Below are 15,662 nucleotides of genomic sequence, written 5' to 3' on the forward strand. Positions count from 1 at the left end.
GAGCCGTTCACATCATCGCTGCTGACGCCCCATAGGTGCAGGTCGTGGACTTCAGCCACACCCGGCACGGCCGCGATCGTCGCGCGCACCGCCTCCAGAGACAGGCCCTTGGGCACGCCTTCAAGGAGGATATGGGTGGTGTTCTTCAACAGCATCCAGGTCCGCGGCAACACCCAAAGGCCGATGCCGATCGCGACAACCGGATCGACCCAGGTCCAGCCCGTCAGCATGATGAGGACGGCGCCGCCGATCACCCCGACGGAGCCCAGCATGTCGGCCCAAACCTCCAGATAGGCCCCTTTCACGTTCAGGCTGGCGTTCGCCCCAGAGGCCAGAAGCCGCATCGACACGAGGTTCACGACCAGGCCCAGGGAGGCGACGACAAGCATCCCGACGGAGCCAACGGGTTCCGGCGAAAACAGGCGCAGAACGCCTTCATAGAGGACGTAGCCGGCCACCACGAACAGCAGGACGGCGTTGAAGGCGGCGGCGAGGATTTCGAACCGGCGATAGCCAAAGGTCCGCACAGCGTCGGCCGGACGCTCGCCTATCTTGATCGCCGCCAGCGCGATCGCCAGCGCAGCGACATCGGTGAACATGTGCGCCGCGTCCGACAGCAGGGCCAGACTTTTGAACACCACGGCCCCGACGACTTCGGCGATCAGGAAGCTGGACGTCAGGGCGAGCGCCCATATCAGGCGCTTGCTGCTGGCGTCGGCGCCGTGAGAATGACCTTGGGCCATGAAGCTCTTCCTGGTGGGCGCCGTCGATGTCTGGCCTGATCGATCATTGGCGAACATGCTTCGCCCCGCAACAGTCCTGATCGATCGAAACGACGAGAACAGGAGCGCCAGACCCTGCCCCTGCGCCGCTTGGAATCGGTATTCGTCCCAAGTCGCCGTGGAAACGGCGACTATGCGTTGACGGCGCCGACTGCATGGGTGTGATCTGGATCAACGCAACTTCACGTCACGCTGAGCCAGAGATCGAGAATGACTGAAAAGCTCCGACTCGACATTCCGCTGCTATTGCCGGACGTCCCCGACGTGGCCGACGCCTGTGTCGCCCGATTGCTCTCTGATATCCGTGGAAGAGAGGGCGTCGACGACGTCCACGTCGTCGCAATGAGCGATGAAGCGGCCGCGCAGCTGTGCATTCACTTTGATCCCGACCTCCTGTCTATGGCCCGGATTCGCGAACTCGCTGCAGCGGTCGGCGCCGACATCTCCCAGCGATACGGCCACGCCGTGTGGCGGATCGACAGTCGATATGAGCGCCAGGCACGGACGATCGGCGCACGACTTAGGGCCGCCCCGGGCGTCCTGGAAGCTGAAGTCGGCGCTGGAGGAACAGTCCGTGTCGAGTACGATCGCACGATCATAGGCGAACCCGCGCTCCGCGAGGAGCTGGACAGGGCTCTCGGAATGAGAGCCAAACCGGCGGCGCCCCCTGCGGAGTCGGTCGAACGTCGCGATCACGGCCACGGGTCGGGCCAACCGAAACATGGCGCAGAGCCTGCCCACGCCCATGGCGGCGGCGCGGAACTCATCTTCGCTCTTGTCTGCGGCGCCTTGTTGATTGTCGGGTTCGCCATCGAAAAACTGCTCGCCCTGCCCTCGTGGGTTCCTTTGGCCTTCTATCTGGGCGCCTATGTCTTCGGCGGCGTATTCACCCTTCGGGAGGCGATCGAAAACCTCCGGCTTAAGCGGTTCGAGATCGACACCCTGATGCTGGTGGCGGCCGCCGGAGCCGCCGCGCTGGGCGCCTGGGCCGAAGGCGCCTTGCTGTTGTTCCTGTTCAGCCTGGGCCATGCGCTGGAGCACTACGCCATGGGGCGAGCCAGGCACGCTATCGAGGCCTTGGCGGAGCTCGCGCCGCGCACCGCGCTGGTTCGGAAGAACGGCGAACTGGTGGAGACGCCGGTCGAGGAGCTGGCGGTTGGCGACGTGGTCGTCGTGAAACCCGATGCGCGCCTCCCGGCCGACGGTTTTGTCCTGAAGGGTGTCAGCAGCATCAACCAGGCTCCCGTCACCGGCGAGAGCATTCCGGCGGACAAGCGTCCGGTCGATGACGAGGCCGAAGCCCGCCGCACCCCCGATGCGGTGGACGCCGCCCATCGCGTCTTCGCCGGATCCATCAACGGCAGCGGGGCCATCGAGATCGAAGTGACCCGACGCTCGACAGACAGCGCCCTCGCCAAGGTCGTGCGGATGGTCAGCGAGGCGGAAACTCAGAAATCCCCGACCCAACGCTTCACCGAGAAGTTCGAACGCATCTTCGTGCCTTCTGTATTGGCCCTGGCGACCCTTCTCCTGTTCGCCGGGGTGGTGGTGGACGAACCCTTCCGCGACAGCTTCTATCGCGCGATGGCGGTCCTGGTCGCCGCTAGCCCTTGCGCACTGGCCATCGCCACGCCCAGCGCGGTGCTTTCGGGGGTGGCGCGGGCGGCCCGCGGCGGCGTCCTGGTCAAGGGGGGCGGCCCACTCGAAAACCTGGGATCGCTTTCGGCCATCGCCTTCGACAAGACGGGCACCCTGACCGAGGGGCGCCCCCGCATCACTGATGTCGTCCCCGCCCCCGGCGTGACGGAAACCGCCTTGCTGTCGATAGCGGTCGCAGTCGAGAGTCTGAGCGACCACCCCTTGGCTCGGGCCATCGCGCGTGATGGTCGCGAGCGGCTCGGTGAGACCGCCTTGCCTCTCGCTTCCGACCTCGACAGTTTGACGGGACGCGGCGTCTCCGCCCAGGTAGACGGCCAGACGATCCTGATCGGCAAGGCCGAACTGTTCGGCTCAGAGGGCGTCGCCCCCCTGTCCCGCCCGATGCAGGAAGCGATCGCGGCCCTGCGGGACAATGGCAGGACCACCATGGTCGTTCGGCAGGGGGACCGGGACCTGGGCGCCATCGGCCTGATGGACACGCCGCGCGAGGCCGCCAGGATCGCGCTCGCGCAGCTCCGAAAATTGGGCATTCGCCGCATGATCATGATCTCGGGCGACCATCAGAAAGTCGCCGACGCGGTGGCGCGCGAGGTCGGGCTCGACGAGGCCTGGGGCGATCTGATGCCCGAAGACAAGGTCGAGGCGATCCACAGGCTCCGAGCTGAGGCCAAGGTCGCCATGGTCGGCGACGGCGTCAATGACGCTCCGGCCATGGCCAACGCCACTGTGGGCATAGCCATGGGCGCCGCGGGTTCGGATGTGGCGCTGGAAACCGCTGACGTCGCCCTGATGGCCGACGATCTGGCCCACCTCCCCTTTGCTGTCGGTCTCAGTCGCCGAACCCGGGCGATCATCCTTCAGAACGTCTTCGTCAGCCTGGGGGTCGTTGCGTTCCTGGTTCCGGCGACGATATTCGGCCTGGGCATCGGCCCCGCTGTCGCCATGCACGAGGGATCCACGCTTTTGGTCGTGTTCAACGCCCTGCGACTGCTGGCATACAGGGACAGGACGGGAGAACAGTCATGATCTACCGCGACATCATCGTCGATGCGACGCCGAGGGACGATCTCGTCCAGACCCTGGAACATGCTCGCGATCTCGCCGCGGGGTTCGACGCTCGAGTGAAAGCGGCCTGCTTCGCCTGGCCCCGCACGTCGGCGCTCAGGACGGCTCTGGCGAGCAACCCCCTCTCGGTCCTCGAGGACACGCGAAGAATGGAGGCCGCCCTCGCTGCCGCCCACGGCGCTTTTCTTCAAGTCTTCGGCTCCGATGCGAAAACCGCCGAATGGATTTCCGGCGTGGCGGAGCCCGCCCGCTCCTTGTGCGATCACCTGCTCACTGCCGATCTGCTCGTCACCTCCTCGGCGCCGCCGGTCGCCTGCCTGCTTCCGAACGCAGGCGAACTCGCCATCCACGGCGGCGGCCCCGTCCTGCGTTTCGGGCAGGCGGCCAAGGGCCGCGGCTTTTCCAATGTGGTCATCGGCTGGAAGGATGCGCCTCAGGCGAGGCGCGCCTTGCACGACGCCCTGCCGCTGCTCCAGCGCGCTCAAGTCGTGACCGTGATCGGCGTCGGGGACGAGGTCGAACAGGGTCAGCTCGAAGCCGTCGCGGCTCATCTGAAGCGGCACGACGTGACAGCCGCCGTCAACCCTATCCCGGCGTCAGCTGGCTCCACGGGCGCTGAAGACCTTCTCGGCGAAGCTCGCCGTCTCGGCGCCGACCTGATCGTCACCGGGGCCTTCGGTCGCGGACCCTTGGCGCAACGTGTGTGGGGCGGCATGACAAGCGGCCTTCAGACCGACGTCGAACTGTCGTGGCTGATGTCGCACTAGGACGGTTCCACAACGCCGGGGCGCTCCCTGCATCAGGGAGACGCACCGGCTCTCGCCGTCGCCAGGAAGGACGGGTCCGGCCGGCGCGCCGCCCTGCTTCAGTTCATAGACATGGTCGAACGATCGATATGCCCGAGCCGCACTTCGTCTCTTGAGACGTATAGCGCCGCGGTTCCCCCAACCAAGACGAGGAACAGCAGGCCGAGACCTATCAACATGTGGCGATCGCGCTTTCCGATCACGGCATAGATGGCGCCGAGCCCGACAAGAGCCGCCGGAAAGCCGAGGTGCAGCGGCAGACGATAGAGTCCGAGCCAGATGAACGAGAACAGGAAGCCGCCGATCCCCGCTCCCGTCACGGCAAACAGAAGAAGGCCTATGCCGACCGCCGGATGAACGCGTCGCTCCGCGCTCCGCCGAACGGCCGGTCGTCGGGCCTTACGCCGACGCTTGGGCATAACAATTCCTCCACGTCCGCATCGCCATTTCGCTCATCTCCAGGCTCCGCTCAGGGCAGTTGAAACAGGGAGGTGAACCCGCCGGCGCGTTGCAGCAGCTCCAGGGACTCGAACACCGGCACGGCGAGTAGAAAGACCAGACCGTCCCGGACCGTTCGCAAGAAGAAGACGGGCCGGATGGAAAGCACGTCGGCGTCCCGCCAAAGCGACAAATTCGGCAGGAAACGCGGGGTGCTGGAGACGTAGGCCTCATAGGGTGGCCCGAAGGCCTGAACCAGAAAGGCTTCCTCGCGGCCGACCACGACACGGAAGACCCCATAGGCCGCCGCAGCGAAAACGACGGCGACAACAAGGCTGCCTGTTTGGGCACCGACCCCGAATGCACCGAGAAAGCTGAACACGTAGAGCGGATTGCGGCTGATGGAATAGGGACCGACGTCGACGATCTCCTGCTTCTTGCGACCGCCGATATAGAGGGAACACCAGGCGCGACCCAGAATGCACGCCAGGATGCTGACGAGGCCGAGGTGTTCGACAGGGTGCTCCAGGTAGGGGACAGCCCGAACCGTGGCCGTCCACGCCAACATGACCGCAAGCCCTGCGGCGAGGATGTATTTGCGCCACAACTGGACGCGTTGGATATCGACCATTGGGAGACTTTCAGATGTGAGCCGGCGACGGCGCCGGATTGGCGCCGCAAGCTTCGAAAGGAGAACCGAGGACGGCGGTCAACGCCGCCCTCGGTCCGCTGGCGCGAGGGGATTCAGTCCTCGACCCCCTCCGATTTACGATGCTTGACCGCCTTGGCCGCAAAGGCCGGCAGGACGAGCAGGGTCAGGGCCGTGGCGGTCAGCAGACCGCCGATGACCACGGTGGCCAGCGGCTTCTGCACCTCGGCCCCTGCGCCGTGGGCCAGCGCCATCGGGATGAAGCCGACAATGGCCACCAGGGCGGTGGTCAGCACCGCCCGGAGACGACTGGACGCGCCTTCGATGGCTGCCGCAACGGGCTCCAGGCCCGCCTGGAGCCGTTCCCGGATCGCCTGCATCAGCACCAGACCGTTCAGGGTCGCGACACCGGACACGGCGATGAAGCCGACCGCCGCAGAGACCGAGAACGGCATTCCCCTGAGCAACAGGGCCAGCGCGCCGCCGACGAGCGCTAGAGGCACGCAGGCAAAGACCAGCCCCGCCTCCGCGAAGGATCCGAGCGCCATGAACAGCAGGACGCCGATCAGGATGAAGACGATGGGAATGACCAGTCCCAGGCGTTGCTCGGCCCGTTTCAGGTTCTCGAACTGCCCGCCCCAATCCAGCCGATAGCCGACAGGCAGAGCGACCTCGCTCACCGCCGCTTGCGCGTCGGCGACGAAGCCGCCGAGGTCGCGACCGCGCACATTGGCCTGGACCACCATGCGTCGGCTGCCGTTCTCGCGGCTGATCTGGTTCGGTCCCTCAGTCGTCTCGATGCGAGCGACTGAAGACAGGGGCACGATCACCCCCGAGCTCGAGACGATGGGCAAGGCGGCGAGAGTGGCGGGATCGTTGCGCGCGTCATCGGGGAGACGCACGACGACATCGAAGCGGCGGTCGCCCTCGAAGATCCGCCCCGCCTCGGCGCCCCCGACGGCGGCCGAGACCGCCTCCGAGACATCCGCGGCGGACAGGCCGTAGTTGGCCGCCGCGAAGCGATCAACGCTGATGGTCAGGGTCGGCAGGCCGGACGCCTGCTCCACCCGCACATCGGCCGATCCAGGCGTAGCCCTAAGTTTGGCCGCGACCGCTTCCGCCGTCTTCTGCAGGGTGTCGAAGTCGTCGCCATAGACCATGACAGCGAGGTCGGTGCGGACGCCCGAAATCAGCTCATTGAAGCGCAGTTCGATCGGCTGGCTGAACTCGAAGCTGTTGCCGATCTGCTGGCCCGCGACCTTCTCGATCCGAGCGATCAAATCTTCCTTTGGCAGCTTGGGATCAGGCCAGTCCTTGCGATCCTTGAGGATGATGACTGCATCCGAGATGTTGGCCGGCATGGGATCGACTGCGGCCTCAGCCGTGCCGGTCCTCGAGAAGATCGTCTCTACTTCCGGCTGAGCCTTGATGGCGCGTTCCAGCGCCATCTGCATGGCCAGGGACTGCTCCAGAGAGGCGGACGGCACGCGCAAGGCTTGCATGGCGATGTCGCCCTCATCCAGGGTCGGGATGAACTCCCGGCCCAGGGTCATGAAGGAGACCGCGCCCACGCCCAACATCGCCAGGGCGGCGATCAGGACGATCTTCGGCCGCGCAACCGCAGCCGAAATGGCAGGCTGGATCCAGCGACGGGCGAAACGCAGGATGCGCGTCTCGTGCTCCTCGGCCTTTCCATCCGGTCCAAGATGGACCGTCTTGGGGTCCCGCACCAACAGAGCGGTCATCGCCGGCACGAAGGTGAAGGAGAAGATGAAGGCGCCGACCAGGGCCAGCATCACCGTCGCCCCCATGGGCACGAAGGTCTTGCCCTCCACCCCTTCCAGCATCAGCAGGGGCGTGAAGACCAGCAGGATGATGAGCTGGCCAAAGGCGGCCGGTTTGATCATCTGCCGGGCCGCCTGGACGGCCACGCCGAGGCGTTCATGCCGGGTCAGCATACGCCCAAGTTCGCCCCGCCTCTGCGTCAGCATCAGCAGGGTGTTCTCGATCACCACGACGCCCCCGTCGACCATCAGGCCGAAGTCGAGCGCGCCCAGGCTCATCAGGTTTCCGCTGATGCCGAACCGGTTCATGCCGATGACGGCGAACAGGAAGGACAGCGGGATCATCAGGGCCGTGATCGCCGCCGCCCGGAAATTGCCGAGCAGCAGGAAGAGGACGACGATGACGAAGAGCGCCCCCTCGATCAGGTTGCGCGCCACGGTCGAGATGGTCGAGTTGACCAGCTCGCTTCGATTCAGAACCGGCACAGCCACCACGCTTGGCGGCAGGGAGGCGCCGACCTGCTCCAGCCGCTCGGCAGCCGCCTGAGCCACCGTTCGGCTGTTCTCGCCGGCCAGCATCAGGGCGGTGCCAAGGACGGCTTCATGGCCGTCGCGGCTGGCGCCGCCCAGACGCGGCGCCTGGCCGATCTCGACCTTGGCGACATCGGCGACGCGGACCACCAGGCCCCCGCGATTGACGACCGGCGCCTGAGCCAGATCCTCGATCGTCGTGGCCAGGGCGTCGGTGCGGACCACCAGGGCCTCGCCCGCGCGCTGGACATAGCCGGCGCCGGCCTGGGTGTTGGCGCGGTCGAGCGCCTGCACCAGATCGTTCATACCCAGGCCGTAGCGGGTCAGGGCGGCCGGGTCGGGCCGCACCGCGTATTCCTTCACATAGCCGCCATTGACGTCGACCCCGGCCAGGCCGGGAGCGGTGCGCATCTGCGGAGCGATGATCCAGTCCTGCACGGTGCGCAGGTAGGTGGCGCGTTGCTGCGGCGTCGTCAGCCGCTCGCCTTCCGGCGTCAGATAGGCGCCGTCAGCCTGCCAGCCCGGCTTCCCGGCAGCCACCGTGGTCTTGGGACCGAAGGGGACGTAGTCGACCGTCCACATCAGCACCTCGCCCAGGCCCGTCGTGATGGCCGACAGATTGGGCTCGACGCCTTCAGGCAGTTTGTCCGACGCCTGCCGCATCCGCTCGGCCACCTGCTGGCGGGCGAAATAGATGTCGGTCTGATCGGTGAAGACGACAGTGATCTGGCTGAAGCCGTTGCGAGACAGGGAGCGGGTGCTCTGCAATCCCGGAATGCCGGCCATGGCCGTCTCGAGCGGATAGGTGACCTGCCTTTCGATCTGCTCGGGCGCGAGCGCCGGGGCGACGGTCGTGATCTGGACCTGTCGGTTGGTGATGTCGGGAACGGCGTCGATCGGCAGCTTGGTCAGTTCGAACAGGCCGAAAGCGGCGACAAGAGCCACGGCCAGGACGACGAACCAGCGGAAGCGGACGGACGCCTCAATGAGAGCTTTGAACATGATCCGTCGCTCCTAGTGGCCGTGCTCGGCTTCGCCCTTGGCGAGCTCCGCCTTCAGCAGGAAGGCCTTCGCGCCGGCGATACGTTCGTCGCCAGCGAGGCCGCGCAGGATTTCGGTCCGGCCGCCAGCCTGACGGCCGACCAGGACGGGAACGGCCCGGAAGCCGCCCTCGACCTGGACGAAGACGACGGTCCCCCCCTCCACCGTCTGGACGGCCTCGGTAGGAACGGTCACGCCGTCGGCTTCTCCTCCCGTCACCAGGGCGCCGCTGACAGGCGATCCTGCGGGCGGCAGGGCGCCGCCGGACGGTCGAGCGCGAATGAGCGTCGCGCCGCTCTCGCCCGCTCCGCCCACGGCTACGCCCGTAACGGTAGCGTCGAATTCACCGGTCGGACCTTGCACCCGCAAGGCCGAACCCGCCCGTACCTGGGCGGCGAGCGCTGGCGGCGCATTGAACACCAGTTCCACGCGTGCTGGATTGGTGACCTCGGCGATCACGCCGCCCTGGGGCGCGAACCCGCCCGGGCCGACCTGAACCGACGTCACCACGCCCGCGATCGGGCTGGAGACGCTGATGCGACCCGAGGCATTGGGACCGCCCGCCGCCGACGCCCTGGCGCGAGCGGCGCGCGCGGCGGCGTCTGCACTAAGGGATTGGGCGCGTGAGGTTTCAACCTCCTGACGCGCCACCACCCCTTGGGACGCTAGACTGTCGTTCCTTTGATAGGCGCGCCTGGCCGCATCAGCTGCGGCGGCGGCGGCGTCGGCGTCGGCGCGGAAGGTGGCGGCATCGCCGCTCACCAGCACCGCCAGGGCCTGACCCGCGCGCACCGACTGACCCGGCGCGACCAGGACGCGCTCGACCCGGCCGCTGACGGAGGCGGCCACGGCGGCGCGGGCGTCGATCATAGGCTCGACTCGCCCGGCAAGACGGGTCTCCCCGCCACCGCCGCGTCCGACCGCCATGACCGTTATGCCGGCCGCCTCGATCTGCGCCGGCGTCAGGGTGATGACGCCTTCCTTGGCTTCACCAGCGGCCTCCCCCTCGTGGCCGGCTTCGGCGGACGCGGGAACCGGCGTCGAGGGCGGGGCACCGTCGCGGGTCATGAGGAAGACCGCGCCGCCGATGACGACGACCGCTACGGCGGCCCCGGCCATCAGCCAGGATTTTCTGGTCTTTATCTGGGTTTTCACAGGGCGGCTCCAAACGGGATGCGGCTTTGCAGGCGCGCTAGGTCGATTTCCGCCCGGACCCGCGCGAGGCGGGCGTCGACGGCGGCGTTGCGGGCGGAGATCAGGGCGGCGCGGGACGCGCGCAGTTCGAGCTGGGAGATGCGCCCAGCTTCAAAACCCAACCGGGACAGGCGGTAGGCCTCCTCGGCCGAGGTCACGCCGGCGTCGGTCGCTCCCACACGGCTGCCGGAGGCGTTCAGTCGGGCCAGGGCTGCGCTTCGGTCGGCGGATTCATCGAGCCGGGCGCCGTCGAGGCGGGCGTCAGCCGCCCGGAACTCGGCCTGCGCCGCCTGGATGTTTCCCCGGTTTCGATCGAACAACGGCAGAGGCATGCTTACGCCGAACGTCAATGCGGTGGCGTCTTCGGCTTCATAGCGGGTGACGCCGACGGAGGCGCTGACGTTCGGGCGAGCATTGATCCGCTCCACCCGGATACGTCGTTCGGCTGTATCGCGCTCCGCTTCCGCCAATCGAACGACAGGTGAAACCGCTCCGGAACGATCCGGCGCCGAGGGCGCGCGATCCAGAACGCCCGCATCAATGGAGGTGACGGCCGTCGGCAGCATGGCCGTCGCCGTCAACCGGGCGAAGGCGGCCTCGCGTTCGGCTCCCGCCTCATCGAGCGAAGCGCGCGCTGAAGCCGCCTCGGTTTCAGCCTGAATGCCGCGCAACAGGGGTTCGCGGCCCTCCTCCACGAGCAACAGGGCCGCTCGAGCGTCGGCCAAGGTGATGGTCAAGGCCTCCTTGGCCAGTTGAAAGCGACGATCTGCGGCCTCGGCTTCTGCGTAGACCAGCGCCAGTCGGCCTGCCGCGTCGACGCCGGCGAGATCGCGACGAAGAGCCGATGCTCCGGCTTCGCTTCGCGCGACGTCCACCCTGGCGCCCCTACGCCCCCAGAGTTCGAGATCCTGGGTCAGGGCGAGGCTGGTTTCGGCGTTGCCGTAGCCGTCATAGGGACCGCTCCCCAGGACACCGTCGGCGGTCAGGCCGACAATTGGATTGGGACGCGTGCGCGCCTGTCGGACCCGCGCCTCGGCGGCGTCGAACAGGGCGCCGGCCTCGACGTTGACGGGCGTCTGGCCGATGCGTTCAAGCAGGGTTTCGTAGCTCGGCGCTGGATCTGCCCAGGCAGGAGCGGCGGCCGCTGTCGCTATCGCGACCACGGCGCTGCCGGCCGCCAGAAGCGACAGCCGACGATATGAAGAAGACATGGTTCATTTCCCAGATTTCTGACGGATGGGCGCACGAAGGCGCGGCATTCTCGTCAGACTCTGGGAGGGCGATCCGGGCCGGCGGGCGTTCGAGACGCCATCAGGTCGCTTTTCAGCGCCGCCTTGTCATCGGCCTTGCTCAGGTTGGCCGGAACAAGGATCGACGCCGGCTGCATACCCGTCGAGCCATGGTGGCAATGACCATGGGTGCAAACGCCGTGTTTCAGATCACCGCTTGTCTCGTGATCAGGAGAGGTTGAAATGGATGACGACGCGACATCAGCCCGCGCCTCTGGCGCACAGGCCGCTGCGTCAGCGGCCGGCAGGAAGCCAAACACAACGATGACGAGCGCAAGAAGCGCCCCCACCACAAGTGTCCTGTTCGACCATTCAAACATGACCCATTCCTACCACAGTCTCGGCGACCGGCAATGCCGTCATGGTCGCACCGCCTCTGGAGCCGCAGCCCGCTGGAGACCGCAAGCCCAGCTTGTGATCAAAGCGCGATGCTGGCGACCTGAAGGGCGACCTGGTCAATTCGGTCTCCACCGCAGCAGACGCATGGCGTTGGCGGTCACGAGCACCGTCGCCCCTGTATCAGCGAGGATGGCGGGCCAGAGACCGGTAACGCCGATCACCGTCGTGACCAGGAAGACCGCCTTCAAGCCCAGGGCGATGGTGATGTTCTGACGGATATTGCCCATCACCCCCCTGGACAGGACGATCATGTCGGGGATGTCCTGGACACGCCCGTGCAGCACCGCCGCGTCAGCCGTCTCCAGGGCCACGTCGGCGCCGCCGCCCATGGCGATGCCGATGTCGGCGGCGGCGAGCGCGGGCGCATCATTGATGCCGTCGCCGACCTTGGCGACGACAAGGTCCTCCGCCTGGAATTCCCTGACGATTCTCTGTTTGTCCTGCGGCAGCAGTTCAGCCCGCACTTCGACGCCGAGACCGTTGGCGACCGCTTCCGCTGTGCGCCGGTTGTCTCCAGTCAGCATTATAGCGCGAACCCCCATGGCCTTGAGGCGCGCGAGGCCCGCCGCAGCGTCGGGCCGCGCCTCGTCCCGCATGGCCAGGAAGCCCGCCGCCTGGCCATCGGCCACGACCACGGAAACGGTTTTGCCCTCGGCGTTGAGGCCCGCGATCGCCGCGTCCTGAGACGCCGAAAGCCCGACTCGCCGGGCGACGGCCTGCGGCGATCCCAGGAAGACCTGCGCGCCGCCCACGGTCCCTTCGACGCCCTCCCCCGGGATCGCCCGGGCCGATGATGCCGGCGGGATGGACACGCCGTCGGCCTTCGCGCGATTGAGGATGGCCAGGGCCAGAGGGTGGCTCGATCCGGTTTCCAGGGCCGCGGCCAGCGACAGCACCTCCCCTTCAGTTCGCGCGCCCGCCACGACGTCGGTCACGAGCGGCTTGCCTGATGTCAGCGTCCCGGTCTTGTCAAAGGCGACGGCGTTGATCTTGCCCAGGGTTTCGAGGACAGCTCCGCCCTTCATCAGCAGGCCTCGCCGCGCGCCTGCGGAGAGACCCGCAGCGATGGCCGCCGGCGTCGAGATCACGAGGGCGCAAGGACAGCCGATCAGGAGGATCGCCAGACCCTTGTAGATCCACTCGCTCCATGATGCGCCGAACGCGAGCGGCGGAACGGTCGCGACCAGGGCGCCGACGACGAGGACGACGGGCGTGTAGATTGTCGAGAAGCGATCGATGAATCGCTCGGTCGGCGATTTCGATTCCTGCGCCTCCTCCACCAGACGCACGACCCGCGCAATCGTGTTGTCGGCGGCCGCGGCCGTGACCCGGACCCGCAGGACGCCGCCCACATTGATGGTCCCTGCGAAGACGGGGTCGCCCGCCATTTTCCGCTTGGGTACGCTCTCTCCCGTCACCGGGGCTTCGTCGATCTCGCCCTCGCCTTCAACGACGTCGCCGTCGGCCGGCACACGGTCGCCCGGCCTCACAAGGATGACGGCGCCGAGCGCAAGACTTTCAGCCGGTACTTCACTGACCTGGCCATCGATTTCGACCAGGGCGGTCTTGGGCACCAGGTCGGTCAGACCCTGGATGCTCTTGCGGGCCCGCCCCGCAGCGACGCCCTCCAGCATTTCGCCGACCAGGAACAGAAGGACGACGGCCGCGGCTTCTTCTGCAGCGCCGATGAAGACGGCTCCGACCGCCGCAATCGTCATCAGCATCTCGATCGAGAACGGCGTCCCGTACCGAGCAGCGGTGATCGCGCGCCAGCCGACCGGAATAAGGCCGACAGCGAGAGCGATTAGGAAGGCCGCGCGCTCGATGGACGGAAAAAGAGAGCCAAAGACATAGGCCGCGACCAGGGCGACGCCGCAGGCCGCCGTCAACCTGGCCTTGCGGGTCCACCACCAGGGGCCCTTCAGCCTCGATGAGGTGATCTCCGAACCCGCCGAAGGTTCCAGCGGAATGAGGACCTCCACGCCGTAGCCCAGATTGCGGATCTGGCGAAGCACGCCCTCACCTGCGAAATCGGCGTCGTGTGTGACCTTCAGCAGGCCTGAAGAGACGGCCACCGCGACATCTGTGACGCCCGGCAGTTTCCGGACCGCCGTATCGACCTTGGAGCCGCAGCCTGCGCAATCCATTCCGGTCACGCGATATCGGGTTTCCAGAGTTTCCGGCGGCATGAGAGCTCCTTGTTTCGAACGCCGGGCGACGCTACTTCCTCTAGCGACTAGAGGAGCAAGCGATAAAATGAGCCAGGGCGTGACGATAGGCCAGGCGTCCAAAGCGAGCGGGATCAAGGCGCCGACGATCCGCTACTATGAGCAGATTCAGCTCCTGCCGTCGCCGCCTCGCTCGGAAGGAAACCGGCGCCTCTATGATGCCGATGATCTGCGACGCCTGCGGTTCATTCGACACGCGCGCGAACTCGGCTTCGAGATCGAACCGATCCGTGAACTTCTGGCGCTGGCAGGAGACCCGAGCCGCCCCTGTCTATCAGCCGACAGCATCGCCCGGTCCCACCTCGCCGATATCGACCACAAGATCGCGCGGCTCACCGCTTTGCGGACCGAGGTCGCGCGCATGACGGAATGCGCCCAGGATTCGGCTGCAAACTGCCGCGTGATTGAGGTCCTAGGTGACCATAGCGGATGCTTGCACGACAGACACTAGGCTCTGTTTGCTACCGTCCAAGACAACCGCCTTGACCCGTGCCCATGCCAGTCAACTGGTGGCCCGATATTCCGAGTGAAGGCGTCGGGCGTGCCGATCGACGCGGCCAATGACCTGCCCGCCGTCGCGTTCAGGCCGGCTCAACGCCAAAGGCAAACTGGCGATCAACGAAGAAACGGAACGCCCGCGTTCACCAGGTTTGGCGACGCGGGGCTTCGGTCCAGATGCGTACTATCGCTAGCCGCAGCAGCCCTTGCCATCCTCCTGGATCGGCGGACAGGGCACGTCGGCATAGGAACAGAAGACGCAGCAATCGCCGGGCAAGGGCTTCAGCTTCACGCCGCAGCCGAGGCAGTCGTAGAACCAGATGCAGGCGTCGGTGGGCATGGTCTCGGTCGCGACATGGCCGCAATGCGGACAGGTCAGCGTGGACTGGAGCAGGACGGGCGCCTTCATTTGACGGCCGCCAGTTGAGGCAGGAGCCAGGGCTCGACAAAGGGCTCCCAGGCGAGAGAAAGCACGATCAGCAGCGTGGCGATGACAAGCAGCCAGAAGGCCAGCGGTGAAGGTCGTCCGCAGGCCGTATCGCGTCGGCACATCCGAGAGCGGCGCCAGTGCAGCAGCCACCCGGCGGCCAGAACCACGGCGGCGATCGGGGTCAACCAATGGCGCGCGCCGGCGAACACGGTGACGCCCGCGAAGGATACGCCTGCAATCGACAGCACCAACGGCAGGACGCAGCAGGCCGCCCATGCAAGAAGGGAAGCGAACCCGCCGACCGCCGCTGAGGCGCTGACGGCGACTTCTGGAATGCGGGTGCGGTTTGGGTCGGTCGCCATGGGCTATCCTGTCTGACTTCTGATACAGGCTACAACCCGTAGCCACTACGGGATCAAGAGCGTGTCGAGACAGAATTTGACCATCGGGCGCCTCGCGCTCAGCGCCGGGGTGAACCTGGAGACCGTGCGCTACTATGAACGTATCGGACTGATGCCTGCGCCGGCCCGAACCCCCGGCGGACATCGGTGTTACGAGCCTGAACACGCCCAGCGACTGAGATTCATCCGCCGATCACGCGAACTCGGGTTCGGCATAGACGCCATTCGGCGGCTGATCGCTCTAAGCGAGCCGACGGTCCAATCCTGCAGCGAAGTGCGCGACATGGCTCAGGACCACCTTGTAAGCATCGAAGCCAAGATCGCCGACCTGCTCCGGCTTCAAGCTCTGTTGAGGCAGACCGTCGCCGACTGTGGCGACGGCAGGCAAATCCGGTGTCCTGTCATCGAAGAGCTCGGCTCAAGCTAGATCGCCCCCTCATCGAGGCCGTCCGGAGCCGGGTGGATCAT

The 15,662-nt window shown here is 66.7% G+C and carries 15 protein-coding genes; 4 read left to right on the top strand and 11 right to left on the bottom strand.

Features of this window, described 5'->3' with window-relative positions; translation table 11 throughout:
• Positions 1-743, bottom strand: a 743-nt coding sequence (locus tag HX774_RS06660; RefSeq protein ID WP_178825330.1) for a cation diffusion facilitator family transporter, incomplete at its 3' end; no start/stop codon positions are given.
• A gap of 282 nt (positions 744-1,025) precedes the next feature.
• Positions 1,026-1,484 carry a hypothetical protein gene (locus tag HX774_RS20385; RefSeq protein ID WP_370523363.1) on the bottom strand — a complete coding sequence of 153 codons (459 nt, stop codon included), beginning with the start codon at positions 1,482-1,484 and terminating at the stop codon, positions 1,026-1,028.
• Here HX774_RS20385 and HX774_RS06665 point away from each other — a divergent pair.
• Positions 1,425-3,467, top strand: a complete 2,043-nt coding sequence (locus tag HX774_RS06665) for a heavy metal translocating P-type ATPase (protein WP_370523361.1) — start codon at positions 1,425-1,427, stop codon at positions 3,465-3,467. The genes HX774_RS20385 and HX774_RS06665 overlap by 60 nt on opposite strands.
• Positions 3,464-4,273 (top strand): universal stress protein, encoded by an 810-nt coding sequence (locus tag HX774_RS06670; RefSeq protein ID WP_178825334.1) that lies wholly within the window; start codon positions 3,464-3,466, stop codon positions 4,271-4,273. The genes HX774_RS06665 and HX774_RS06670 overlap by 4 nt, the downstream gene beginning before the upstream one ends.
• A 98-nt stretch (positions 4,274-4,371) precedes the next feature.
• Here the strand turns inward: HX774_RS06670 and HX774_RS06675 are convergent, their stop codons facing one another.
• The 7 genes from HX774_RS06675 to HX774_RS06705 all read right to left on the bottom strand — a co-directional run bounded on the left by HX774_RS06675 (position 4,372) and on the right by HX774_RS06705 (position 13,826).
• Entirely contained in the window at positions 4,372-4,731 is a 360-nt protein-coding gene (locus tag HX774_RS06675) for a hypothetical protein (RefSeq protein WP_178825336.1), read from the bottom strand.
• Between the two features lie 50 nt (positions 4,732-4,781).
• Positions 4,782-5,381 carry an isoprenylcysteine carboxylmethyltransferase family protein gene (locus HX774_RS06680; protein WP_178825338.1) on the bottom strand — a complete coding sequence of 200 codons (600 nt, stop codon included), beginning with the start codon at positions 5,379-5,381 and terminating at the stop codon, positions 4,782-4,784.
• 113 nt (positions 5,382-5,494) lie between these two features.
• Positions 5,495-8,716, bottom strand: a complete 3,222-nt coding sequence (locus HX774_RS06685) for an efflux RND transporter permease subunit (protein ID WP_178825340.1) — start codon at positions 8,714-8,716, stop codon at positions 5,495-5,497.
• Between the two features lie 12 nt (positions 8,717-8,728).
• Positions 8,729-9,910, bottom strand: coding sequence for an efflux RND transporter periplasmic adaptor subunit (locus tag HX774_RS06690; protein ID WP_311769948.1), 1,182 nt, complete (start codon positions 9,908-9,910; stop codon positions 8,729-8,731).
• Complete coding sequence (locus HX774_RS06695) at positions 9,907-11,160, bottom strand: TolC family protein (protein WP_178825342.1); 1,254 nt, start codon at positions 11,158-11,160, stop codon at positions 9,907-9,909. Before HX774_RS06695 ends, HX774_RS06690 begins: the two co-directional genes overlap by 4 nt.
• A 53-nt stretch (positions 11,161-11,213) precedes the next feature.
• Entirely contained in the window at positions 11,214-11,558 is a 345-nt protein-coding gene (locus HX774_RS06700) for a hypothetical protein (protein WP_178825344.1), read from the bottom strand.
• A gap of 135 nt (positions 11,559-11,693) precedes the next feature.
• Positions 11,694-13,826 (bottom strand): heavy metal translocating P-type ATPase, encoded by a 2,133-nt coding sequence (locus tag HX774_RS06705; RefSeq protein WP_178825346.1) that lies wholly within the window; start codon positions 13,824-13,826, stop codon positions 11,694-11,696.
• 67 nt (positions 13,827-13,893) lie between these two features.
• Here HX774_RS06705 and HX774_RS06710 point away from each other — a divergent pair, with 67 nt between their 5' ends.
• Positions 13,894-14,316, top strand: coding sequence for a helix-turn-helix domain-containing protein (locus tag HX774_RS06710; RefSeq protein WP_178825349.1), 423 nt, complete (start codon positions 13,894-13,896; stop codon positions 14,314-14,316).
• Between the two features lie 237 nt (positions 14,317-14,553).
• Here HX774_RS06710 and HX774_RS06715 read toward each other — a convergent pair whose 3' ends face one another.
• A complete protein-coding gene (locus tag HX774_RS06715) occupies positions 14,554-14,772 on the bottom strand; it encodes a GDCCVxC domain-containing (seleno)protein (protein WP_178825352.1) in 219 nt (72 codons plus the stop codon).
• A complete protein-coding gene (locus HX774_RS06720) occupies positions 14,769-15,155 on the bottom strand; it encodes an MFS transporter permease (protein WP_178825354.1) in 387 nt (128 codons plus the stop codon). The genes HX774_RS06715 and HX774_RS06720 overlap by 4 nt, the downstream gene beginning before the upstream one ends.
• Before the next feature lie 61 nt (positions 15,156-15,216).
• Between HX774_RS06720 and HX774_RS06725 the strand changes: the two genes are divergently transcribed.
• Positions 15,217-15,621: a MerR family transcriptional regulator gene (locus tag HX774_RS06725; protein ID WP_178825356.1), complete on the top strand. Its 405-nt coding sequence runs from the start codon at positions 15,217-15,219 to the stop codon at positions 15,619-15,621.
• Positions 15,622-15,662: the final 41 nt, after the last annotated feature.

Source organism: Brevundimonas sp. P7753, from assembly GCF_013386595.1.
Taxonomy (GTDB): Bacteria; Pseudomonadota; Alphaproteobacteria; order Caulobacterales; family Caulobacteraceae; genus Brevundimonas; species Brevundimonas bullata.